This is a genomic window from Nostoc sp. PA-18-2419, assembly GCF_005869855.1.
Taxonomy (GTDB): domain Bacteria; phylum Cyanobacteriota; class Cyanobacteriia; order Cyanobacteriales; family Nostocaceae; genus Nostoc.
In genome coordinates this window covers 19838-43166 of sequence record NZ_SZNH01000006.1, presented here as the reverse complement: position 1 = coordinate 43166, position 23329 = coordinate 19838, and the positions used below count along the sequence as shown (strand labels likewise).

18 protein-coding genes are annotated in these 23329 nt (G+C 38.5%); all 18 read right to left on the bottom strand.

The genetic code is table 11. The features are described 5' to 3' along the window. Positions 1-3 precede the first annotated feature (3 nt). The gene (locus FCR06_RS08300) at positions 4-975 is read right to left on the bottom strand and encodes a glycosyltransferase family 2 protein (protein WP_138498497.1); all 972 of its coding nucleotides are present in this window, start codon (positions 973-975) and stop codon (positions 4-6) included. Next, positions 893-2095 carry a glycosyltransferase family 4 protein gene (locus FCR06_RS08295; RefSeq protein ID WP_138498495.1) on the bottom strand — a complete coding sequence of 401 codons (1203 nt, stop codon included), beginning with the start codon at positions 2093-2095 and terminating at the stop codon, positions 893-895. The genes FCR06_RS08300 and FCR06_RS08295 overlap by 83 nt, the downstream gene beginning before the upstream one ends. Positions 2096-2295: 200 nt before the next feature. Beyond that, the gene (locus tag FCR06_RS08290) at positions 2296-3279 is read right to left on the bottom strand and encodes a glycosyltransferase family 2 protein (RefSeq protein WP_138498493.1); all 984 of its coding nucleotides are present in this window, start codon (positions 3277-3279) and stop codon (positions 2296-2298) included. A 31-nt stretch (positions 3280-3310) separates the two neighbouring features. Then, positions 3311-4486 carry a glycosyltransferase family 4 protein gene (locus tag FCR06_RS08285; protein ID WP_138498491.1) on the bottom strand — a complete coding sequence of 392 codons (1176 nt, stop codon included), beginning with the start codon at positions 4484-4486 and terminating at the stop codon, positions 3311-3313. Between the two features lie 68 nt (positions 4487-4554). Beyond that, complete coding sequence (locus FCR06_RS08280; protein ID WP_138498489.1) at positions 4555-5394, bottom strand: hypothetical protein; 840 nt, start codon at positions 5392-5394, stop codon at positions 4555-4557. A 138-nt stretch (positions 5395-5532) separates the two neighbouring features. Next, positions 5533-7374 carry a heterocyst formation ABC transporter subunit HepA gene (hepA, locus tag FCR06_RS08275; protein ID WP_138498487.1) on the bottom strand — a complete coding sequence of 614 codons (1842 nt, stop codon included), beginning with the start codon at positions 7372-7374 and terminating at the stop codon, positions 5533-5535. Positions 7375-7557: 183 nt separating this feature from the next. After that, entirely contained in the window at positions 7558-8271 is a 714-nt protein-coding gene (hepC, locus tag FCR06_RS08270; RefSeq protein WP_138498485.1) for a heterocyst development glycosyltransferase HepC, read from the bottom strand. Positions 8272-8859: 588 nt separating this feature from the next. Continuing rightward, the gene (locus tag FCR06_RS08265) at positions 8860-11088 is read right to left on the bottom strand and encodes a GumC family protein (RefSeq protein ID WP_138498483.1); all 2229 of its coding nucleotides are present in this window, start codon (positions 11086-11088) and stop codon (positions 8860-8862) included. 152 nt (positions 11089-11240) lie between these two features. Then, on the bottom strand, positions 11241-12347 hold the full coding sequence (locus FCR06_RS08260; protein ID WP_138498481.1) for a glycosyltransferase: 1107 nt from the start codon (positions 12345-12347) through the stop codon (positions 11241-11243). Between the two features lie 130 nt (positions 12348-12477). Next, positions 12478-13791 (bottom strand): NAD(P)H-dependent oxidoreductase, encoded by a 1314-nt coding sequence (locus FCR06_RS08255; RefSeq protein WP_138498480.1) that lies wholly within the window; start codon positions 13789-13791, stop codon positions 12478-12480. 241 nt (positions 13792-14032) lie between these two features. Then, positions 14033-15274, bottom strand: a complete 1242-nt coding sequence (locus tag FCR06_RS08250; protein WP_138498478.1) for a glycosyltransferase — start codon at positions 15272-15274, stop codon at positions 14033-14035. A gap of 45 nt (positions 15275-15319) precedes the next feature. Further along, the gene (gene rfbC, locus FCR06_RS08245; protein ID WP_138498476.1) at positions 15320-15877 is read right to left on the bottom strand and encodes a dTDP-4-dehydrorhamnose 3,5-epimerase; all 558 of its coding nucleotides are present in this window, start codon (positions 15875-15877) and stop codon (positions 15320-15322) included. A 118-nt stretch (positions 15878-15995) separates the two neighbouring features. Beyond that, positions 15996-16841: a phytanoyl-CoA dioxygenase gene (locus FCR06_RS08240; RefSeq protein ID WP_138498474.1), complete on the bottom strand. Its 846-nt coding sequence runs from the start codon at positions 16839-16841 to the stop codon at positions 15996-15998. Between the two features lie 51 nt (positions 16842-16892). Beyond that, positions 16893-17900, bottom strand: coding sequence for a glycosyltransferase family 2 protein (locus tag FCR06_RS08235; RefSeq protein ID WP_138498472.1), 1008 nt, complete (start codon positions 17898-17900; stop codon positions 16893-16895). Between the two features lie 144 nt (positions 17901-18044). Next, positions 18045-19313: a class I SAM-dependent methyltransferase gene (locus tag FCR06_RS08230; protein ID WP_138498470.1), complete on the bottom strand. Its 1269-nt coding sequence runs from the start codon at positions 19311-19313 to the stop codon at positions 18045-18047. A gap of 108 nt (positions 19314-19421) precedes the next feature. Beyond that, positions 19422-20450: an NAD-dependent epimerase/dehydratase family protein gene (locus FCR06_RS08225; protein ID WP_138498468.1), complete on the bottom strand. Its 1029-nt coding sequence runs from the start codon at positions 20448-20450 to the stop codon at positions 19422-19424. Between the two features lie 323 nt (positions 20451-20773). After that, positions 20774-21988 carry an L-2-hydroxyglutarate oxidase gene (gene lhgO, locus FCR06_RS08220; protein ID WP_138498466.1) on the bottom strand — a complete coding sequence of 405 codons (1215 nt, stop codon included), beginning with the start codon at positions 21986-21988 and terminating at the stop codon, positions 20774-20776. A gap of 97 nt (positions 21989-22085) precedes the next feature. Next, the gene (rfbF, locus tag FCR06_RS08215; protein WP_138498464.1) at positions 22086-22859 is read right to left on the bottom strand and encodes a glucose-1-phosphate cytidylyltransferase; all 774 of its coding nucleotides are present in this window, start codon (positions 22857-22859) and stop codon (positions 22086-22088) included. Between the last annotated feature and the right edge of the window lie 470 nt (positions 22860-23329).

Sequence of the window (23329 nt, the reverse complement as noted above, 5' to 3'; positions counted from 1 at the left end):
ACGTTAGCGAAGCGGTAGCGAGGAACGAGCGTCATTACGAATTACGAATTTTTTATATCCTTGCCACCGTCCAGACCAAGATGCTAACAACTTTTTAGTTGCTAATTGTCCTTGGCTGGGTAGAAATCTTAGCCATTGGATTAAACCTAAACTATCGCAAGTTCCAACTAATATTGCCCAAAATAAAAATACAATTCGATGGATAAATGATAGATGTTCTAATAAAACTAGGGTTTCATTATGAACTAAATTAATTAAGGCAATTTCATTAAAGTTGTTTCGTCGGTCTTCGTCAAAACGTTGTGCTGGGTAATGTTCTACAGCAACGTTAGGATCGTAAATTATTTTCCAACCAGCTCGCTTTAATGCCAGCGTAAATGCCATTTCAAAGTGTACTTGCGCTCCTGTACCTCGCATCCGCTCGTCAAAGCGCAATTGCCCAATAGCCTCTTTGCGAAAACTCATGTTTACGCCCTTGAGAACATCGACTTCGCGGGGTTCTCCTACTCCTAGATGATGGTTGCCAATTACGCGCCCAAACCACTGCAACCGACCAACTATCAGGCGGGAGTCATCTTCTAGTTTGTTGCCATGATGTATCCAATCACGCCCACCAAGACCGCCAAGGCGACTATCACAGGTAAAGTAAGCGGCGATGCGCTCTAACCAATCGGGGTGGGGTGCAGCATCATCATCAGTAATGGAAACAATATCGCCCTCCACCTCTGCCAGTCCGGCGTTGAGGGCTGCTACTACCCCCGGTTGGGTGACTCTCACAGTTTGGAGTGGTATGTCTGCTTTGAATTGGGCGTTCGTATAGCGTCTGGTAGAGAGAAATTCCCAAGTTTCTGCATCAGTGTCGCGGACAACCACTATCACCTGATGGGCTGGTTTAGTTTGCTCCTGTAGCGCCAAAAGGCAGCGTGAGAGGTCTTGTGGACGGCGATAAGTTGGTATGAGAACGGTGTTCCGCATTCTTGCTTAACTCCTCAAATAGATCCACATAAGTTTGTGCCATAGTAGTCCAGCTGTGTTGTTCTGCTACAGAACGAGCAGCTTGACTCATTTGTTGCATCAGCGCTTGTTCGCTTACTATAGACATCAGCGCCATTGCCAATGCATCGATATCATCTGAGTCGGGTAAGACGATGCCGCATTGTGGTGTTACTAACTCTGCACCTCCGGTAGCTGTGGCAGTAATTACCGGCAGTCCGGAAGCAAGTGCTTCTAACAATACGAGGCTGCAAGCTTCATATCGGGAAGGAAAAATAAATAAATCTACTGCCCGCATAATTTCGGGGATATCACGGCGAAATCCCACAAAATGCACGCGTTCGTTTAATCCCAAGGAAGCGGCTAATTGGGGGAAGGGACTACCTTCGATGTGACCCACCACTACCAGATGTAAATCGGGAACTTTGGTTAAGGCGTGCAGGACTGTATCTAAGTTCTTTCTGGGAGTGCGGATGTCTCCGGCGAAAAGTGATAGGGTGACATTTTCTGGTAAACCTAATTGTTGGCGGTGGCTTGTACCAGGGGTAAACTCTTCGAGGTCTACTCCATTGACAATTACCTGAATGCGAGAACGGGGTACGCCAATGTTAATTAATTCCTGGGCTACCTTTTCGGATACGGCTACAACGACTTGAGCTTTTTGAAAAGCTTGTTTTTCCCAACGGGCGTTAAAAGCAGTAAATAGCCACTGATACAAACCATATAAATCTCGGCGATTGCGGGAAATGTGAACTGGCGATCGCAACCACGAACTATGGACAAAATGTACAGCATTCACGTCAGCAGCGGCCATATTAATCGCGCCATTGATTTTGATTAAGTCAATGTTAGAGCGATGTTTGTGTAACCAATTTGCACTTTTTTGAGCAAAGATGAAATTACGAATAAGTTCGGTGGGATAGCCTTTGACTGGAATTTGAATCCAATCAACTTGAGTGTTATGTTCTAGTTCTGGTGCAATTTCACTGGCTAATAATGTCAGGTGATGACCACGACGGATTGCTTCTTGGGCAACTTCGTAGTTTACTCGACCTTGACCATCACCTTTTTTAATTTTGTGGGTAATAATGCAAAGTTTCATACACTATTTTTTTAGGAAGAAAAGCTCACGCACAGACGCAGCGGAAAGTCTGAGCGGAGGTTTCCTCCGTAGACGCTTTGCGGCTTGCCGCAGGCATCTGAACTTTCCAAGACAGAGGCACAGAGAGAGTTGAGGAGAGTTTTATTTATGTTGTTTGTAGTTCGTTAATAATAACTATATAATTCATCACAGCTTATATATTATTTCGAGAATCCGATTAATTTATTTGTGAAAATTCGCGGAGTAAAACTGAGAGTCAGTGCAGCGATAGTTCGCAGATTAAATTTTTGTTTTTTCAATGCCTGCCAAAAATAAGAACGTGCTGCCGCTATTTGTTCGTTTCGCAGTAAACCAATTCCTAATGTGGTATTAGCTTCTAACCATTTTTGTTGAAAGTGTGTGCTAAATTCTTGTAGGCGAGTGTCTTCCATTAAGGCTCGATAACAAAATATTTCGTTTTTAGCTTTGCGAATTTTTGCCTGTACATCTCGACTACCACTAAGCATGGTATCAGTTTGCTCGTGGGCACGATATCGCGTTAGTCTTTGTGGATAGTAGTAAGCACCATGACCAGATATACAGCAGAGATAGGTTAAATATAAATCCCACATTCCACCAATTTCTAGGGGAATACTATCCCAATCAACAAAGTTATTACGAATTACACAAGATGCAGCAGTGGGTATGCTTTTATCTATCAATCCAATTTTGGAGAAAGGTTGATGAATTCCTGGTCTAAGTTTGTCACGCTTGTAACTGCGTGTATTCTGTTCAGTTCCAATATGATTAATTATACCATTTGCATCTATAATATATTGGTCGCAAAAAGCGAGAATTAAGTCAGGGTTTTGTTCTAATGGTGGTACAAGTTTTGCTAAAAAGTCTTGATTCCACATATCATCGTCGTGAAGGCTAGCAACATATTTACCTTGCGCCATTTTAAAGGCATGTTGCTGATTAGCAAGCATACCGACGTTTTGCTGATGTCGCCAAAATCGAATGCGTGAATCGTCAAAAGATGTGACAATGGCTTGGGGATTTTCGAGACTGCAATTATCAGAAACAATAATTTCAATATTTCGATAAGTTTGTTCGACAGCGCTAGTGATCGCTTGCTTGAGATACTCCGGTCGATTATAAGTAGGAATAATAACGCTGACTAATGGTTGTTGATGCAATGACATATTTTTCTCTATTAATTTCTTGAGGAATCCTCTATAATTTTTTATCTGGAGAATAAAATTCGGCTATTGTTTTTGCATAAATTGTTTGCAGATTTTTTATATGAGTATCCATTGTAAATTTTTTTATCAATAAAGCATGACCTTGTACACCCATCTCTCGGCTTTTTTGATAATCTGTAGACAAACAATTAATGGCTTGGGCTAGTTTTTTAATGTTATTACTCGGAACAAGAATACCCGTTTCTCCATCATGTAAATGTTCTGGAATACCTCCGACTGCACTACCAATTACAGGTCGATAACGAGCATATGCTTCAAGAGTCACAAGACCAGCAGGTTCAGGCCAAACACTGGGAAAGATGACTGCAAAACACTGTTGATATAGTTGATTTAATTGATGGCGATCGCACCAACCATGCCAAGTAATTCGGTTACTCAATCCCAAGGTATTTGCTAATTTTTCTAAGCGTGGTCGTTCCCAACCTTCACCTGCAATATCAAGTTGAATTTGCCGATTTGTATGTATTAAGGTTTTAATCAACCATTCTAAGCCTTTATCAGAAACAATCCGACCAACAAATAAAATTCTTTGATTTTGGTGGACTTCTAAGTTTAGGGGTGCAGTTGGTATTTTGGGCAGAGAAATTCCACAATGTACTGTGACAGTTTGCTCGGTTGCTATACCGCTTTTAATTAACTCTTGACGGATATATTCGCTATTAGCAATAAAGGTAACTTTTAGATTTTTTAATATATTTAAAAATTGTTGAGTACCTTGAATTTCTCTAAAAGTTCTTAAAGGTTTACGGCTACCGCATTTATCTACTAATTTACCCCAGGTACATCCTAAATAAGAAAAGTTGCGCTCACAGATTGTCCGCTCTCCAGCTAAATACTTTGTACCACTAGGACAATACAATGCATGATTATGAACGCTAAAAGCTGTAGGACATTCACCTGTAAGCTGCAATAGTAAATCTGGACTGTGGAGATGCAGTAATTTGAACTGGCTTTGGTCAAGATTATTGAGCAATTTGATCACGCGATCGCTAATATCAGACGAACGATGTTCAAACAAAGAACCTAAATAAGTTTCAACACCTCCGCCTTCACCTACTTCAAAATTGGAGCATTGATAAATCAGGTTTTCTGCAAAAACTTCTCCGTACAATTTATTTGGCTTGAGATTATTAATTATTTTAGGCATTAATTTTTAATTATTTCCACATAATTATTAATTTAGTTATTCGTGTATATAAGCTCTATCTCATCAGTTTATCTACCAACATTGAACCAAAATTTATGCCTAACATCACTAACATAGTGCCTAAGAGCAATATTTTTACTTGCAGATTTATCTGGATAGATAAACTGGTCTTCTACATTGAGAACATATTTTTTTGGACATAGAGGCTGACCATGATTGTGATGCATTGTCAAATGTACAATTGTTTGTTCAGTAAAATAACTAGGAGCTTCTGGAAGATTTGCTAAACGTTTAATAGCAAAATCCCAGTCAAATTCCTGTCTAAATAAGATGAATCCCCCATTGACTGGATTTAATTTCTCAGACTCATCATAAATAATTCGTTTGTCTAGCGACATAGAACAATCAGCTAAATAAAGGGAGAATTTATCATCTGAGTTACTTAAATTAATTAAGTCTATGCCTCCAGGAAAAAATAAAATATCTGAATCAGTGTAAATTGTAGTTCCATTAATAGGAATTGACATTAATGCCGACAATTTTTTACCCATCGGATGTAGTTGGGCATAATCAACAACACATTGAGGTAAATCTGTTCTCACAAAGTTTCGTAAAAGTACTACCTGAACGCAGGGATGGATGCGACAGAGTAAATTACAGCTAGAATCAGTGTAACTGCCATCAGAAACCACTGTGAATGTATCTGGAACGCCAACATGATGAATGAATGAGCGGATACTTGCCACTTGCTCTGGCAAATCGCGTTCACATGATAAAGCATAGACACTTATCGGAACTTGCTGAGTTTGTTTTATCGGGATACTGACAATTTGAGAAAGCACTGCTTTATATAAAGAGCGATTAAATTTACCCTGAGTTTTAGCAGTATGGTAGCCTAAATTTACCATTGTTTTTTCTTTTTAAACCTATAACTAATTGAGCAAAATAACCAATTCATAATTAATAAATTACGAATTACGTTAGCGAGGAACAAGCATCGTTACGAATTACGTAGCTTGCTTCTCGCCTCCAGTGAGCATTACGAATTACGAATTATAGTATTGCATTTGGTGATATTCCCAAAGCTTCCCTTTGCGTCCAAGTAGTTCTTGATATTTGCCTTGCTCTACTATCCGCCCTGCTTCCAATACCACAACTTTATTTGCTTTAGAAATAGTAGAAAGACGGTGAGCGATCGCAATTACTGTTCTGCCAACAGATAGCTTTTCTAATGAATCTTGAATTAAGCGCTCGGATACAGAATCTAAAGCACTCGTTGCTTCATCCAGAATTAAAATTTCTGGGTTCCGTAGTAGCGCCCGTGCAATAGCAATTCGCTGTCTTTGCCCTCCAGATAATCTAACACCCCTATCTCCTAATTGGGTATTAAAACCTTCTGGCATTTCTAAAATAAATTCTAATGCATTTGCTAATTTAGCAGCTTCTTGAATTTCATCATTTGTAGCTTCTTTAGTCCCGTAACTAATATTTTCCCAAACTGTGGTATTGAAGATAAAAGTATCCTGACTGACAACAGCTATTTTGCGACGCAGGGAGTTAATTTCAAACAGTCGGATATCAATTTCATCGATAAAAATACTCCCCTCTGTGGCATTATAAAATCGGGGAATCAAATCTGCAAGGGTTGTTTTACCAGCACCGGAAGCTCCGACTAATGCTGTCATTTTTCCCTTTTCGATGGTTAGGGTAATATTATGCAACACCAAATTTTTCTCGTCGTAGCCAAAATCCACAGATACTAAATTTATTGACCTTTTTAACCCATTAAACTTAATATTTCCATTTTGAAAATAATTTTTATCATCACTTTTCAACAAATTTTTAATGTTGTCTGCTGAGCCATGTAAAGTACTAAGAAATGCTCTGGTGCCATTAATATCTTGAACAAATGGGATAAAACGAAATAGTACAAAGAAAAATGTTAATAAAGAAGCGACTTGTAGTGTTCCATTACTAACTAAACTAGTGAATGCCAAAATAATCATTCCCACCAATACCGTAGTAGCTACCCCTTCGGCAATTGGCTTGACAAGTGTCCAAGTGAAAACAACTTTAGTTGTAGTACTTACTACTTTATCGCTAGCTTTGTAGTAACGCTGGCGCTCAAATTCTTGAGTACCATAGGAGTGAACTGTGCGAATCCCATTAATAAACTCTACGGCTGTCGATGTAAAATTAGCATTAGCAGTTGTCATGCCAAAACTTGATTCTCTGACTCTGGCATTTAAATTCGATAATCCTACACCTAAAAGGGTAAATATCAATGCTGAAATCAAAGTTAATTGCCATGATATCAAAAACATTGATATTAAGTAGACAAAAGTTGTTAGTCCTCTAGTAATCAAAAAAGCTCCGGCACTGAAGCCTTGTCTTATCCTCTCGATTTCTGTGGTGATTGTGTTAATTAGCTCCCCAGAGCGAGTTTTGGCAAAGTAACTTAGCGATAATGCTTGCAGCTGTTCAAAAATTTGCTTACGTAAGCGATCGCCAAGATACAATTGAGATAATTCAATGTAAACTTGGGCAAAATAATTGAAAGCAACGCGTAACCAAGTACTCAATAAAATCAGCGAAGATATCCGGTATAGACGATTAAGTGCAGATGTCTTTGCTCCCAAAATCAAAATATCAAACCATTCTATTCCTGTTTGAACAGGTTGAGCATTTGGACTAGTTAAGCTTTGTAAAAATGAGAGCAAGAAGCCAATACTTACACCCTCAAATGTTGCTGCAAAAATTGAGAATATTAGAGCTAACGTTGCTATTTTGCGAAAGTGTGTAAATTCTCGCAATATTAAATAGTTTTCTTGCCAAAAATTTGTAGCTTTGAGCAGATTGCTGATTGATTGAGGAAGTTTGAAAAGCATGAATTTTTTTAACAATAACTTAGCATATAAAAACTGAAAATTCAGAATTCATAAGTCAGAATTCAGAATAATTAGAAAATCTAGAATTAATAACACAGTTGCTTGATTCTATTGAAATTCTTCAACTTGGATATTAAAGTCTTGTAAATTCTAGATTCTGAATCCTGACGGTGAAACCATCAATCAATTACCGTACAGATAAATTTCTGAATTTTCAATTGTGTATTCTTCTTCAATTAGTTGTATTACATCTGTTAAAGTCCAACAACGAGATATCATCAAACTCATGTCACCGCGCAGTACGTTAAGTAACAATGGTAAATTGTTGAGACTATATTTATGCATCCAACGCCCTAACGGTGTGATGTTGTCGTTTAGTGTCGTGGAAAATTTAACGGCTCGAAAAAGTCTACCTCTTTCTCCAACACGCCATTCATGGCAAAAAAGTGTTTCTGGTGAGTAAATTTGCATCAATATAATCAATCCTAGGATAACTGGACTGAGTAATAACAGCAACGAAAAAGCAACAATCCAATCAATTATTTGCTGTAACCATCTCAAGGTTTGATTACCTTGTTTTAGCTGTTTCTTGTTAGCGGGTATGCGTAAGAATATTGGCTTATGAGCTTGTTCGCAGGCATCTGCCCAAAACTGTAGTAAATCTTTACCCAGTTTTACATCTATGCTCACTAAATTTACAGGAGAATGTTTTAAGCATTCTACTAGCGATCGCTGACTATTTAATGAAGCCAAATATGGTAGTTTGACTAGTCCTGGTGGCTTCACCAACAGTTTACCCCGTCGCCACAAAAGCGTGCATTCTCCAAAGCAACTATCTTGGTGTTGTGGGGTTAGATCATAAAAATTCTCTATAACTGGAATTATTGAAGTCGTCATAATGTCTTCGCGTTGATACAAGAGTGAATTGCTGAGGTGTTATCAAAAGCTATCAAGCTAATTCGTAATTATGTTAAAGACAGTGATTTAGACTCTATCTAAAACTAAGCTATCTGTGGAGATAAGGGTCTGAAATCTTATGCTTAATTACGAGCAATATTATTTCCAGATGCGTGGGTAATCGGAATTTTTTAAGTAACTACTGGTAGTAGAGTGTAGAGAAAAATTACCCATGAATCTATATCTTAATTATCCTGAGGTGTTTCTTGGGTCGATAGTAACAAAACCAATCCACTCTTGTGTTCTAACTTTTTAGAAGTGCTTTAATCTCTAGAATATAAGAGGATGTAGAAATAGCGAGCGCTCAAATAAATTCTTTATTTAGTCTTTAATTAGTCAGTAATTCTTCTGCAAACTTATAAAGATAGCATAAATATATAGAATTTTTCCTGATAGTAATAAATTGAAATTTTTATATATTTTGATACATTTGTAGGGTAGCACAGCTGTGCTACCCTACTTAAAAAGATATGTGTTCTGGCGTAAATTGTAGATATCGCACCGGCTCACCAATACCCCATGCCTAATCTATTTTTCCACAGCTTGGCGCAGGGCTAATTGCTGTTGTTTCATATAAGGTACGTAATTACTGCTAGAGTTTGATACTCCATTTGCTACAACTCCAATCAAGTTTAACTTGCTGAGCATAGCTGTGGCTTGAGTCAACTGGCTTCGGGTCACAATACCGATGCTTGCCACCATAACCACACTACGAGAGGATGATGCAGTGAGCATGGCATCCACCATGCCGAGAACTGGGGAAGCATCTATGAGTACCAAATCATAGTTTTCCTCAAATGCTGCCATCAATTGCATCATCCGAGGAGAACTCAACAGATTAGCCGGATCAGCAGGTTTTGGCCCAGCGGTCAAAATATCGATGTAAGCTGAACCTGTGTACTGAATACTAATCTGGTTGGGTAGAGTAGCATCGCTAGACAATAGAGTTGAAAGCCCCTGTTCGTTGGGAAGATTCAACTGTTCGTGCAGACTAGGATCGCGTAAGTTGGCATCAATTAGCAGTACCCTTTTATGTAAACGCGCAGCACTCATTGCCAAACCCAACGCTAAAGCTGATTTCCCCTCATCCGGCAAAGCCGAAGTGACCATCAAAGATTTTAAATTAGAAACAGTATTTAAAAGTTCGATGTTTTTGTAAATCAGATCGAGCGATTCCCAACGCGGTGGAGATTGTAATACTTGAATTGTCCAAGGTGCGAGAACTTCTGGCTTGCCGAAAGGCAATTTAATCATTGATTCTCTCGGTTTGGCTGGCGGTAATTTGGGAGTTGTTCCTAACAATGGTAGGGGTATTTGCTTCTCTAACTCAGCAGTAGTATGAACTGAATCATCAATCGATTCCCGAATAAAGACAGCAATTCCTCCTAACATTAACCCAACCACTGCACCTAAGAGCAAATTCTGCTGGGGATTAGGGCCTAATTGTGCGCCTTTTTGAGGTTCTTCTACAACTTCCCAATTAAATCCACCCTTAGCAAGTTCTTGCCGTAATTGTTGTTCTGCCCTCAAAAGCTGTTCTAATCTTTCACGGCTAAATTGTAGCTGCGGTAGCATCCGATTGTAATAAGCCAATAAAGGTGGAAAGCGTTTGATTTCAAAACGCAGTTCATTCTCTTTTTTAGCCAAAGTTTGGTCGCGGGCACTTAAAGCAACTAAATTTGTTTGAGTTTCTACTAACTGACTAGCAAGGTTGAGGTCAATTTGACCAAGCTGTCCTTTTTCTAACAGAGAGTCTCCAGAAATAAATGTACTAGCAGACTTTGTGCCTAAAGTTCTTCCTACCTCTTGTTGCAATAATTCCTTCTGACTCTGAAGCTGTTCTTTGAGCTTTTGCACGCTAGGAGTTGCATCTGTAAAGCGTAAGCGTTCTTGTGATAGCGCTAGTTCTGTTTTTTGAATTTCGTTGAGTAAGCTTTGATAGCGAGTAGATTGACTCAGACGCGAAGCTACTAAAGCATTCTGTGGAGTACGGTTAAGTTGTTCTTCTAAAGATTTTTGACGTGCTAAAGCTTCACCATATTGAGAACGAGTTGTCTGACGTTCTTGGGCAATATTGTTTAAAGCTGTCTCAATTGCTTTAGCCTGTGATTCTGGATCAATTAAATTTTGGTTTCTGCGAAATCTTTGGAGGTTTGTCTCAGCTGCTTTGACTTCTTCACTGGCTTTACTTAACTGTTCTCGGATAATTTGCAGACCCTTTTGTAAACGCGAATCCTGTTGTTGTTTGTTGTATTCAACATAAACTTGTCGAATTGCGCCCAAAACTTTTTGGGTTTTTTGTGGGTCTTTATCAGTGTATTCAGCTTGAAATATTTTAGTAGCAACATTATCTTCTTTGCTTCTTAATTGACTTAAGACCAAAGAACCTTTAATCTCATCTGTAGTGATGTCTGGATATTCAGACTGAAGTTTATCAACTGCTTTTTGGATTAAACCCGAACTTTGCATCAAGTTAAGCTGGGTTGCAGTATCTATTACCACATTAGAGTCGGTAAACTCATTTTCTACTCCACCTGCTTCTGTCTTACCTTGATAGTTAGGTTCTACTAGCAGTTGCATCGAACTTCTGTAAGTTGGTTTAGTCTTTAAAGTTACCATACCAGCAATAGTAATAGAACCAATAAATACTACTAAAAACCAAGGAAATCTCCGAACCAAGACGCTAAACATTTGTCCATAACTTGGTTCAGTTTCCGAAACTGGAGTTATCTGAGAACTTAGGCTAGTTTGAACCATTTTTATTATCCTTGTCTTCTCTACGAGAGGCTATGCCAACGGCAATCTACACTAACAGTTAAGATATCAAATGTGTTGATACCAAATTTGAATAGATAGGATGATTGTAAATTTATCTAACAATCATCTAGTAAAAAATTGTCAGCCAAAATCTAAAATTCCAAATTAGGATGATATATACCACAAGCTTGATTAATAATTTGCTCAACTTTACTAAAAAATGCCTTTTCAGAAAAGTTTGTAACTGCATGATTACGAATGCGATCATAATCCCAAGAAATTCCCTTAGCCTCTAGTAATGCAACTTGCAAAGATTCAGGTGTTTGTCTTTTAAAAAAGACTCCTGTTTCACCAGGAATTTGAGTATCTAATACTCCACCTGCTCCATAGGCAATAACTGGTGTGCCGCTAGCATTAGCCTCTACTGGAACTAATCCATAGTCTTCTAGAGCTGCTACAATAATTGATTTGGCTTTAGAAAATAAGTCTTTGCGTCTGTGATCGCTTACGTGTCCCAAAAATTGAATATTTCGTAAGGCTTTGGATTTTAAATGTTCTAGCTCTGGGCCATCACCTGATATTAACAGTTGCCAGCCTAGCCAATTAAAAGCTTCGACTATGATATCAAGACGTTTATAGCTAATCATCCGAGCCGAGGCGAGATAATATTCATCTTTAATATTAGAAAAAACAAATTTACTCGTATCGATGGGATAGTTAACCATCATTGCCTGTTTGCCATAAATATTTTCAATTCGGCGGGCAACAACACTAGAATTAGCAATATAAAGGTCAGGCTCCTGTGCATATTTCAGGTCTACCTTTCTCATGACTTGGAATACTTGCTCAATTAAAGAAGCAAAATATTTATAGTCTCCATATTCCTTTAAATAAGTTGCCGTATCCCATAAGAAACGGGTAACATTATGACAAAAGCAAATGTGGCGAGCATTGGGATTTTTTCGCACTGCTTTAGCGAAGCTGGTGCTACTACTAATAATCAAATCGTAGTCCTGTAAATCTAAGGCACGAAAAGCAGGAAAGTATAAAGGTGCCATTGACCTAAAATACTTTGCTGCATAGGGAATTTTTTGTAATAAAGTTGTGTTGACTATGCGATCGCCTAAATCAATAGTTTTTTGCGGATCGTACACAGATGTGAAAATGTCTGCTTCGGGATAACGCTTACAAAGCAGTTCAAATACACGCTCTGCCCCACCCCGCTGGGTTAAATAATCGTGGACTAGAGCAATTTTCATGAATTCAAAGAAGATGGAGACTGGGGACTGGGGACTGGGGACTGGGGACTGGGGAATGGGGAATGGGGAATAATTATTTCTCCCCCATCTCCCCATCTCCTCATCCCGGCGTCTACAATATGAAACCCTATTACCCAACTGTCGCCAGAATTTTTTCTGGGGCGAAATAGCTATTTTGCTCGGCTCGTAGTTGGTCGCAAAGTCTGCCTTCGGGTAATTCTACATCCTCGTATGTGAGGACTCGATCCTTAGAAATGTCTTGTTTGAGGCGACATCCTTCGGCTAAACCGATTGGTAGAAGATTTTGCTGTTGGACGATATCGGAATTCTCGCATTGTCCGTAGGTCATGTAGTAACCGATGCCATCTAAGGTTTCTCCGGCTTTCAGGTCAATTTTGGCGGTGGTGACAACATCTACTAAGGGGCCTGCTAGGGGAGACATGACTGCATCGCCGAACAAAACTACACGCGCTACGGAAAGCGGAACTTCAAAATGACAGAGGTGATAAGGAGTATAAAAGCTGTAAAGCGGACCTTCACCTAATTTGTATAAGTTGAGATAGTGACGTTGCTTGGGGTCGTCGTGAGTCGCAAATACATATACGCCAGGGCCGGGTTTGGCTCCAACTACATAATCGACGATACCACCCAGTTGTTTGAGTTGTTCAACATCATATATTTGGGTCATTTCATCAACGTAGCCGTTGAAGTCATATCCGAGCATTCCGCGTTTGGCGACTTTCATGCCTGTGGCATTAGCAACGATCGCTTGCTCAAAGGAGATTTTGGTTCCATCGGCAAAGCTAGCCACCATGTGGGGCTTTTGACCCCAACGTTTAGCAAATCCTTCCTGGGTGGTGGGATTGCGATAGGGGTCTTGAAGTCCTTTAATGTTACCGCACAATAAGGGAGTTAAACCAATGCTTTTGACAAATCGGTAGAGGTTCATTTGCACCCCTGGCTGATCGCCATCACAAGCGCTGAGGATGACGCCTGCTCTATCCGCATAGACTTTGAGGATGGGGCCAATGGTGCCATCAAGTTCGGCATTCATCATAATCACATGTTTGCGATGGGCGATCGCTTCCATGACGATTTGAGCGCCAAATTCGATCGCACCTGTGACTTCGATGAGTGCATCGATACTCTCGGCGCGGCACAGTAACTTAGCGTCTTCTGTGACTGCATATTTACCTTTGGCGATCGCATCTTCTAATTCGCCAACAGTTGCAACAACTTGAATATCTTCAATTCCTGCTTCTGAATAAGCTTGTTTAGCTGCATCAATCTGACGATTAAAGATAGCAACTAACTTTATTCCTGGGACTGAATTGACAATTTGGTTGGCAATTCCTCGACCCATAAAACCAGCACCAATCATCCCAACTTTAATAGGATTGCCTGCTGCTGCTCTAGCTTGTAAGGCGCGATCGATAATAATCATGAACTAAACTCCTTTATAGAACTGTTTGTTGTGTTACAAATTCCGAATAATTTTGCACTTAATAATTAGTTACAAATAGTTATTAAGTACATTTTCAGAGGTAATTGGTATTAGTGGTATCTTCCACCAAGCGAATATAAATCCCAGCTATACAGGCAAAACCCTCTTAACTTCGGTTTCCCACTCTCTGAGTCTGCTAGACAGACTTAGTTTGTATAGCTGCAATTTACATTCCTCGGGGCTAAGTTCTACTAATTAGTTGTTTACTAGACTCTATGAAATAACTCTGTTTTTTAGATTTGTGGTCTTCGATGGTTTGTTGCACAGCATTTTTATATGCTTGAGTGAACTGTTCTTTGGTATGATTTGTTCTTGCGTATTCCCATGCCTTTCGAGACATAACTTTCAGGTCTTCTACAGGTAAACTAGAAATACTTCTAACTTTTGTTTTAATTTCTTCTAAGGAAAGGTTATCAAAAATCACACCAAAATCGCAAATATCCACACCAGATTCGTAGCTTAAAATCGGAATTAATCCTGCTTGTAAGCAACTGATTACTGCTCCAGATTGTCCTTCGGAAACCGAAGGATAAACAAGTCCTAAACAGTTATTTGTCACCTCTATAAACTCAGGACTACTAACATCAATCCAACCGTAAGTATGAATATTTGGTGTTTGGTAGAGTTCTTTATAGAAAGCCTGCTCAAATTCCTTGTCATTACTTATCGGGCCACAAACCGTTAAATGGTATTCTGGCATTTGAGCAAAGGCATCTAAAACTAAATCTAATCCTTTAAGAACTAGAGCGCTACCACCAAACCAGAGGAAATTGTTTCTGACTGCTGTAAAATCTTTCTTCTCAGGATAGGGATAAACAACAGGTGAAGAAATGGGAATACGATACATCGGTTTGTTGGCATATTTGAATGTACCAACTGTAAAATCGTTGCCCAAAACTGTAGCACAATCAGCATATTCAATTCCCAAGTTAGGCATTTCAAATCGCTGTGGACGTAAGGTAATTCCTTTGCGCTGTTGGAGTTCTAGAAGCCTATTACATTCAGCTGCATTCCGAAACACCATATTTGCAATGTCAACGTGAAAAATTTTGATGCAATCTTTATTCAGTTTTGGCGCCAGTGCTTCCATCCGATGACGAATATCAATGAAAAATGCGTAATCTTTTTGAGGAACGAATTTATCATTATGAAACTGGATGACATCAACGTTGTAGCGCAAATCTAAAAAAGTTTGGGCTATTTGCTTAACTTCCCAATACCAAGTATGGTCATTAGGCATTGGCTGACCTGGTTTTAATAAAAATGGCTCAATTCGATAAGAAAGAAGAACATTTCCTTGAGAAGGCTGTTTGGGTTTGAGGGAAACAACTTGTAAGGTTTTGGCGTAATTAATACGAGTTTGGATTTTTTTGGTGATAAAAGAGATGGTGTTGTTAATAAGAGATAGAATATTATTTGGCATTTATTTCTACCTTAATTAATTTTTTTTCACACAGAGGAGGTGAGATTAATTGGAAGTTGTGGCCCCGACAGTCATCATTCTTAAAAGTGGCCAATTTAAGTCTTTTTCGGATATTTCAGTCACATCTAGAGGCCAATTAATGTTAAAAAAAGAGTCATCATAGCGTAGACCTTTCTCATATCCAGGTGTGTAAAATTCTCCTACTTGATATACAACTTCGGTTTCATCTGTGAGTGCTTGATAGCCATGAGCAAACATTTCTGGAACATACAAAGCGCGGCGGTTTTCTGGAGTTAGTTCTACACCAATGTGTGATAAAAAGCTAGGAGATTCAGGACGCATATCAATAATTACGTCATAGATAGCGCCCTTAGTGCAGCGAATTAATTTTGTTTCTGCTGCTGGTGAACTTTGATAGTGCATTCCCCGAATAGTGCCTTTTTTATAGTTAAAAGACAAGTTACACTGGGCAACTGTCGGCTTCAAACCCCGTGCTTCAAATTCTTGAGCGCAGAAAGTCCGGGCAAAAAAACCACGACTATCTGGTTTTTCTTCTAAGTCAATAATGAATGCGTCTTTAAGTTCAGTTTCACTAAAAATCATATTGATTCCTTTAAGATAAATCTTGACTTACTCACTCTTGTCTGTCCGCCTTTGTCTTGGAAAGTTCTGAGCGGACGTTTCCTCCCCTCTGACTTTCCGCTACGTCTGTATATGAAACCTAAGCTTTAACTTCATCTAATGCAGAACGTAACTCTACTCTGTGATAAGTATCATCCCAATATTGCGTACAAAGGTCTGGTCTTTCTGGAGGGTTCGCTGTGTAACATAAGAATAATGTTGACCGTTCTTCTGTACGCACTGTGCCGTGATGTAAGGCATTTTTGGTATCTACAATAATCACTGTACCTGCTGGGCCTGGGCAGGATTTCCAAGCTGATTTCGGGATAATTGGTTTCACTTGTTCATCATCAATACCCATATAATTTGACTTGAAAAGTTTGTAGTAAAGCTGAATATATTTCCAACTGAATACAGGAGCTAAGGAACGAGGAATATATTCAAAGGGGCCACTTTTCTTTTCTACGTCAGTTAAATAAATGAAGATTTTGATAATCCGGCGGTCTTCCGCATCGCTATGCCATAGCAATGTTCCAAATTGATGTTTGCTAGGAAAATCTTTGCGTAAATGTACGCCATGAAAAGCAACAGGAAGACCAATATAATTTTCAATGATATTGAGTAGTCTTTGCTCTTTTCCCCAGTTAAAAATCTCTGGTATACATGTCACTGTATAAATTTGTGGCAATCTTTCATCTAGATGGACATTATTTGGATTTTCCATCTGAGATAATTGTTGGTAAGCAGCCTTTAGGAATTCTGAATTAGAATCTAACCCTAAATCTGCAAGAGTTGTAATATAAACACCGTCTTTTTTGAGAGCATTTAGGATTTGGCGATCGCCTGCTTCTAATACCGGCAATTTCCTGCTATGCTTCCAACGAGCTACATAGTATTCAAAATCAGAATACAATGTAAATATTTTACGTTTAATTGCACTCAACATTTTATCAAGACCTCCTAATTTTTGATGTATAATTCTCAAATATTGACTAGTTTATGGTTTATAACTCCGCATTTCTTGACTAGATATTTCATTTGACTCTGCTAATTTCAAGTCTTTAGAAACCATCACATCGAAAGCAGACAAGCTGATTAAAGCCAAAAATGGAATTACTGTCTTGATAGCGGACATCGGCCATCTTCTTAAAGCACCTAAGAAAACTTTCCAGTTGACTTCTTTGCCGTTTTGTAAAAGCATCCGTCTACAAAACTGCTTAGAATATCCATTTTCTTGTAATTTTAAAATTACTTCTGGTATGTGTTTATATTGCATTAACAGTGCAGATTTTGGTTCTTTCTGCCAATAACTCACACCAACAACACATTCTAAATAAGTCTCCTTGGTGACAATTACATTACCATTGGCAGCACAATATCCAGCTAAATATGCTAAAGATATCCAGTTGTTTTCAGCATCTCGCCAAATTTGTAAAGCGCGTTTTACTAAATCAGCACGGTAGATTGTAGCCGTCAAAAAAATGACTGCACCGACACTTTTGGAAAAACAATGTTCAAATATAGCTTTACTATCGCCATTACCATCTTCATTATCTATATCAAACCAGCGGTTACCAATAATTGTGGGTGGATGAACTGGTTCACCAGTAACTTGATTGCGACCAGAAAAGTTGAGAAACAATAATGATAAATCTTCGTGTTGTCTGAGTTTACTGATAACATAACTAATGGCTCTATCCTGAATTGGATCATCATCACCAATTGTCCAAACATACTTTGTTGTTACAGAATTTAGGCAATACATAATATTTTTCACTACACCTAAATTGTGGGAATTTTTATTTGATTTGAATGTAATAGGACTAAGGATTTTTTGCCATTTTTGGATTACTTGTTGAGTATTGTCTGTTGAACAATTATCAGAAACTAAAATTTCACAGTCCTCTTCAAAACCTTTGATAGCTTGAGCTAGCCATGCTAACTGTTTATCTAATAATTCAGCTCGATTATAAGTAGGAATAGCAATGGTTAATAATTTAGGCATATGAGAGTCATGAAATTTATGAATAGCTTATTGATGATTAGACTAAAAATATTTTGATGGCAAATACGCCTGGGAATTACTTAATTATTAATTACTGTGAGCATCAACAATAGTAATCAAAGGCGTTTTGCTTATATTTAGTAATTACAATGCTATTAAAAGCCTATCAGGAACAGGACATGGATAAATTTTAACTTCCGGAATTGGCACTACAAACTGTCCACCCCATTCGCCAATAAATGCCATTTGTTCTATAATCTCCTCCTTCAGATTCCAAGGTAAAATAAAAAGATAATCTGGTTGAGTTTCACGAATTTTATCTGGATAGAAAATAGGGATATGAGTTCCAGGTAAAAATAAACCTTGCTTATAGGGATTGCAATCTACTGTGTAATCGATAAAATCTTTACCAATACCACAGTAATTGAGCAAAGTATTACCTTTAGCGGGTGCGCCATAACCAGCAATTGATTTACCTTGGGCTTTAGCTGCTAAGATAAAACTTAATAATTTGTGTTTTGTTGCTTTAACTTTTTCTGCAAATGTGACGTAAGTTTCTATTCGATGTAGTCCAGCAGCAATTTCTTTTTCTTTGAGATGGCTAACTCGTTTGTTAATGCTAAGATGCTTGGCGTAGTCATGTTTAGCATAAATTCTTAATGAACCGCCATGAGTTGGTAATTCCTCTACATCAAAAAGTTGCAAATTATGTGCTGCAAAAATTTTTTCAATTGTGAGGAATGAGAAGTAAGAAAAATGCTCGTGATAAATAGTATCAAACTGATTTTGGGTAATGAGTTGCAAAATATGAGGAAACTCCATCGTCAAGATGCCATTTGGTTTGAGGATGAGTTTCATGCCAGCAATGAAATCGTTTAGGTCTGGTACATGAGCTAAAACATTGTTACCTATCAACAAATCAGCTAGTTTTCCTTGCATAACTAGTTCTTTAGCAGTTTCAACTCCAAAAAACTTGTTAATACTAGGAATACCTCTATCTTCAGCAACCTTGGCTATATTGGCTGCTGGTTCTATTCCTAAAACGGGGATACCTTTCTCTAAAAAATATTGCAGTAAGTAGCCATCATTACTAGCGATTTCAATAACTTGAGTATGATGGTTAAAGTTAAACTTTTCTACCATCATATCGCTGTAACTTTTAGCGTGTCTTAGCCAGCTTGCGGAATAGGAAGAAAAGTAAGCATAGTCACTAAAAATTTTGTCTGGAGTTTCAAATTGTTCTAATTGAACTAAGAGAGTGTCTTCAGAAATATAAGCGTGCAGAGGATAAAATTTTTCTGCATGATTTAGCTGTTCTGGTTTCAAATAAGCATTGGCTAAAGGTGACATTCCCAAATCAATAAAGGTTTGGTGTAAAGGTTGACCATTGAAACGACATTTGGCGATCGCCATAATTTCAAGCCCTATAAATAGTGAACAAATTACTATATGAAATAAGTCCGAATCAAATATTATTGATTCGGGAACTTAAATTGTTTGTTCGCTGCCAGACAACTCTAGCTACTTTTTATTCCAGAAGAAATCTTTGTCGATTTGCTGGGTACGAATCAGATACTCTAGCTGTTTCAAACGGGTAAATCCTCGAAATAAGAAAGTATCTTCAGCCATATCTATTTGACTGAATAAATCAAATAGCTGTTCGGCACCAAGTCGAGCATTCCAATCACATTTAAATCCTGGTAGAATTGTGTTGATTTTCTCGAAGGATACCCGATAGCTGCGGTTATCTGTGCCGTTGTTGCCAAAAAACAATTTACAATCTGGGAAAATATCAGCAATAATTTCAGCGATTTCTTTAACCCGGTAATTATTGGCTGTATCTCCTACATTGAAGATTTGGTTATGTACAATGTCCCGTGGTGCTTCTAAGGCGCAGACTATTGCTTTGCAAATATCCAATGCGTGGACTAATGGACGCCAAGGTGTACCATCACTGGTCATTTTGATTTGTTTGCTAGTCCACGCCAACCCTGCCAAGTTGTTTAAAACAATATCAAAGCGCATCCTGGGAGAAGCACCAAAAGCAGTAGCATTCCGCATAAAGGTAGGTGAAAAGTCATCGTCAGCTAATGGTGCAACATCTGTTTCTACGAGAGTTTTACACTCTGCATAAGCTGTTTGGGGATTTACTGGCGATTCTTCTGTCACATCGCCTTTAGTAGCAACGCCGTAGACACTGCACGAAGACATATACACAAAACGACGCACGCCCATAGCCTTAGCCAAGCTAGCCAGACGAACTGAACCTACATGATTGATTTCATAGGTAATATTCGGTGCTAATTGTCCGGCTGGGTCGTTGGAGAGTTCTGCCATGTGAACAATTGCTTCCACGCCTGACAAATCATCAGGGGTGATGTTGCGGATATCTTTATTGAGGGTTTTAGGTGTGACATCGCTAGCGTTGTACAGCCAACCAACTTTATAGAAACCAGTATCTATACCAATAACTTCATGTCCCCGTTCGATTAACAGAGGTGGCAATAATGAACCCAGATAGCCTTCTGTGCCAGTTACTAATATTTTCATTGTGGTTAATGCCTTTGTATTGAAGAGTGCGTTATGCAACTAAGTTAGAGGAATGTTTATGTAGATGGTTTATTTTTATTCACACACAGAGAAGTTTGAGCAGCGGCTTTTGCCGAGCAAAACTTCGGTGAACACAAAGATGCAGAGAAACTTGACTACTGTTACCTCATAACTCAGCAATCTTGAGTAGTTATTAAAATATCTCTGCGACTCTGTCTTGGAAAGTTCTGACCGCCGGAAACCGATGCTCAGACTTTCCGCTGCGCCTCTGCGTGAGGTTTCACATCCAAATTCAGCAGCACTGTAAGTGACAACTACCCTATCTATGCAGTTACTACACTATCTAGATGCAAGAGTTGGGGAATTTGCGCCACAATGGCTTTGCCAATTTCTAAAGAAGAAGTAGCAGCAGGGGAAGGAGCATTGCAAACATGAATAGAGTTTTGACCGGAAACAATCAAAAAGTCATCTACAAGCTTGCCATCGTTCATTAAAGCTTGAGCGCGGACTCCTGCATGGGTGGGAACTAAATCTTCTGCTTGGACTTCGGGAATTAGTTTTTGCAAACTTTTAACGAAGGCTGCTTTACTAAAGGAACGAATAATTTCTTGGATGCCTTCAGGGGCGTGTTTAATTGATAATTTCCAAAAACCAGGATAGGTAACGACTTCCACAAAATCGCTCAAGTCAAAGTCAGTTTTTTTATAACCTTCACGTTTGAGAGACAAAACCGCGTTTGGTCCTGCATGTACGCTACCATCAATCATCCGAGTAAAGTGGACGCCCAAGAAGGGAAAATCTGGGTTGGGTACTGGATAAATTAGAGTCTTGACTAGATAGCGTTTTTCTGGTGTGAGTTCGTAATATTCTCCCCGGAATGGCACAATTTTGGCTTGGGGTTCAACTTGAGCTAATTTAGCAGTGCGATCGCTATGCAATCCACTACAATTGATTACGAATCGGCTTTCAAAGCTACCCTTGTTCGTCTCTAGTACCTGATTTTTACCGCTTGGCGAGATTTTCAGTACTTTTGTATTTAGATGTAAATGTCCCCCCTGCTGTTGAATCAGCTGGGCATATTTCAAACAAACTTGCTTGTAATTAACAATACCAGTTGAAAATACCCGAATTCCACCCATACAACTAACATGAGGTTCAATTTCCTTGACTTCCTCAGGAGTGATTTTCTGGACTTCTATGCCATTTTCTAAACCGCGTTGGTAAAGATTTTCTAGGCGTGGTAGCTCTTGTTCTTCGGTTGCAACAATTACTTTACCACAAATTTCATGGTCAATTCCATATTTTTCACAGAATTCTACCATTGAGCGAGAACCATCACGACAAAATTTCGCTTTGAAACTCCCTGGCTTGTAATAAATACCAGAATGAATTACTCCGCTATTATTGCCAGTTTGGTGAAATGCCCATTGACTCTCTTTTTCTAGTACTAAAATACGTGCGTTTGGATAGCGTTTTCCTAAAGCGAGCGCCGTAGAGAGTCCAACTATTCCCCCACCTATAATTGCAAAATCATACATCAGTATTATCGTAGTTAAAGTTACACTAAATCAATAAAGTCATTTGTCATTTGTCATTCAACTCTTAACTCTTGACTCTTAATTTTAAACTCTCTTTCTACCATATCTTCCAAGGAGCCTGATTACTTTTCCATAACTCCTCTAGGTGGTTTTTATCGCGTAAAGTATCCATTGGTTGCCAAAAACCATAATGCCTAAAAGCAGATAGCTGTTCCATAGCAGCTAGCTTTTCTAATGGCTCTTGCTCCCATATTGTTGAATCATCAGCAATCAAGTTTATCACTTCTGKCTCTAACACAAAATAACCGCCATTAATCCAAGCACCATCGCCTTCAGGTTTTTCCCGAAAGCTGGTAATTTTAGTTTGCTCATATCCTAAGGAAATGGCACCAAAACGTCCTGCTGGTTGAACAGCTGTCAGTGTTGCTAAGGTATTTTGTTGTTGATGAAATTTAACTAAGTCGGTGATATTAATATCACTTACACCATCACCATAAGTAAAGCAAAAAGTCTCATTTCCCAGATGTTCACTGATTCGCTTTAAACGCCCGCCTGTCATTGTATAATCGCCCGTATTTATTAAGGTGACACGCCAGGGTTCAGCATATCCAGAATGTAMGTTCATCTGATTAAATCGCATGTCAAAGGTAACATCTGACATGTGTAAAAAGTAGTTAGCAAAATACTCTTTAATTACGTAACCTTTGTAACCACAACAAATGATGAAGTCATTAATGCCATGAGCAGAGTAAGTCTTCATTATGTGCCATAGAATTGGCTTACCACCAATCTCAACCATCGGCTTGGGTCTAATACTAGTTTCTTCGCTGAGGCGTGTACCAAGACCTCCGGCCAAAATCACCGCTTTCATCAAATTACCTCGGAGATTTGTAGGGATATTATTTATCTTTCTGAAGATGAAGAGGATGCACTTACATGGAGAAAATTTTTTCTGATTTATTTTCTCAGTCAATAATCTAACTATATTTTTTTACAAAATTATGAAGCAGACATAAATTAAAATCTTTTCAATATAAAAGCTCTATGAATATCTATACAGTAGAATTCAAGAATCACAAGCAATTATAAAACCCCAGCTAATTATAGGTAAAAAATTCCTTCTCAATTCTGATTCTATTTTACAGAAATCCTGACATATACAGATTTATCCTAAGTAACCTTGCTGCACGCCTATCAATGTTTTTATCTGAGTATTAAACTGAAATTTTCCCAAATTACTCAATTAAATAAAAATGTCACATATAAAATAACTAGGATTAACTTCCTCTAATCCTAGTCAGATTTGATTTATTGAATTAAAACCAATAACCTACAGGTAAT

Bases quoted from the DNA above. Each gene is read 5' to 3' on its own strand.
- FCR06_RS08300 (WP_138498497.1), bottom strand. From the start codon at position 975: ATGCGGAACACCGTTCTCATACCAACTTATCGCCGTCCACAAGACCTC.
- FCR06_RS08295 (WP_138498495.1), bottom strand. From the start codon at position 2,095: ATGAAACTTTGCATTATTACCCACAAAATTAAAAAAGGTGATGGTCAA.
- FCR06_RS08290 (WP_138498493.1), bottom strand. From the start codon at position 3,279: ATGTCATTGCATCAACAACCATTAGTCAGCGTTATTATTCCTACTTAT.
- FCR06_RS08285 (WP_138498491.1), bottom strand. From the start codon at position 4,486: ATGCCTAAAATAATTAATAATCTCAAGCCAAATAAATTGTACGGAGAA.
- FCR06_RS08280 (WP_138498489.1), bottom strand. From the start codon at position 5,394: ATGGTAAATTTAGGCTACCATACTGCTAAAACTCAGGGTAAATTTAAT.
- hepA (WP_138498487.1), bottom strand. From the start codon at position 7,374: ATGCTTTTCAAACTTCCTCAATCAATCAGCAATCTGCTCAAAGCTACA.
- hepC (WP_138498485.1), bottom strand. From the start codon at position 8,271: ATGACGACTTCAATAATTCCAGTTATAGAGAATTTTTATGATCTAACC.
- FCR06_RS08265 (WP_138498483.1), bottom strand. From the start codon at position 11,088: ATGGTTCAAACTAGCCTAAGTTCTCAGATAACTCCAGTTTCGGAAACT.
- FCR06_RS08260 (WP_138498481.1), bottom strand. From the start codon at position 12,347: ATGAAAATTGCTCTAGTCCACGATTATTTAACCCAGCGGGGTGGGGCA.
- FCR06_RS08255 (WP_138498480.1), bottom strand. From the start codon at position 13,791: ATGATTATTATCGATCGCGCCTTACAAGCTAGAGCAGCAGCAGGCAAT.
- FCR06_RS08250 (WP_138498478.1), bottom strand. From the start codon at position 15,274: ATGCCAAATAATATTCTATCTCTTATTAACAACACCATCTCTTTTATC.
- rfbC (WP_138498476.1), bottom strand. From the start codon at position 15,877: ATGATTTTTAGTGAAACTGAACTTAAAGACGCATTCATTATTGACTTA.
- FCR06_RS08240 (WP_138498474.1), bottom strand. From the start codon at position 16,841: ATGTTGAGTGCAATTAAACGTAAAATATTTACATTGTATTCTGATTTT.
- FCR06_RS08235 (WP_138498472.1), bottom strand. From the start codon at position 17,900: ATGCCTAAATTATTAACCATTGCTATTCCTACTTATAATCGAGCTGAA.
- FCR06_RS08230 (WP_138498470.1), bottom strand. From the start codon at position 19,313: ATGGCGATCGCCAAATGTCGTTTCAATGGTCAACCTTTACACCAAACC.
- FCR06_RS08225 (WP_138498468.1), bottom strand. From the start codon at position 20,450: ATGAAAATATTAGTAACTGGCACAGAAGGCTATCTGGGTTCATTATTG.
- lhgO (WP_138498466.1), bottom strand. From the start codon at position 21,988: ATGTATGATTTTGCAATTATAGGTGGGGGAATAGTTGGACTCTCTACG.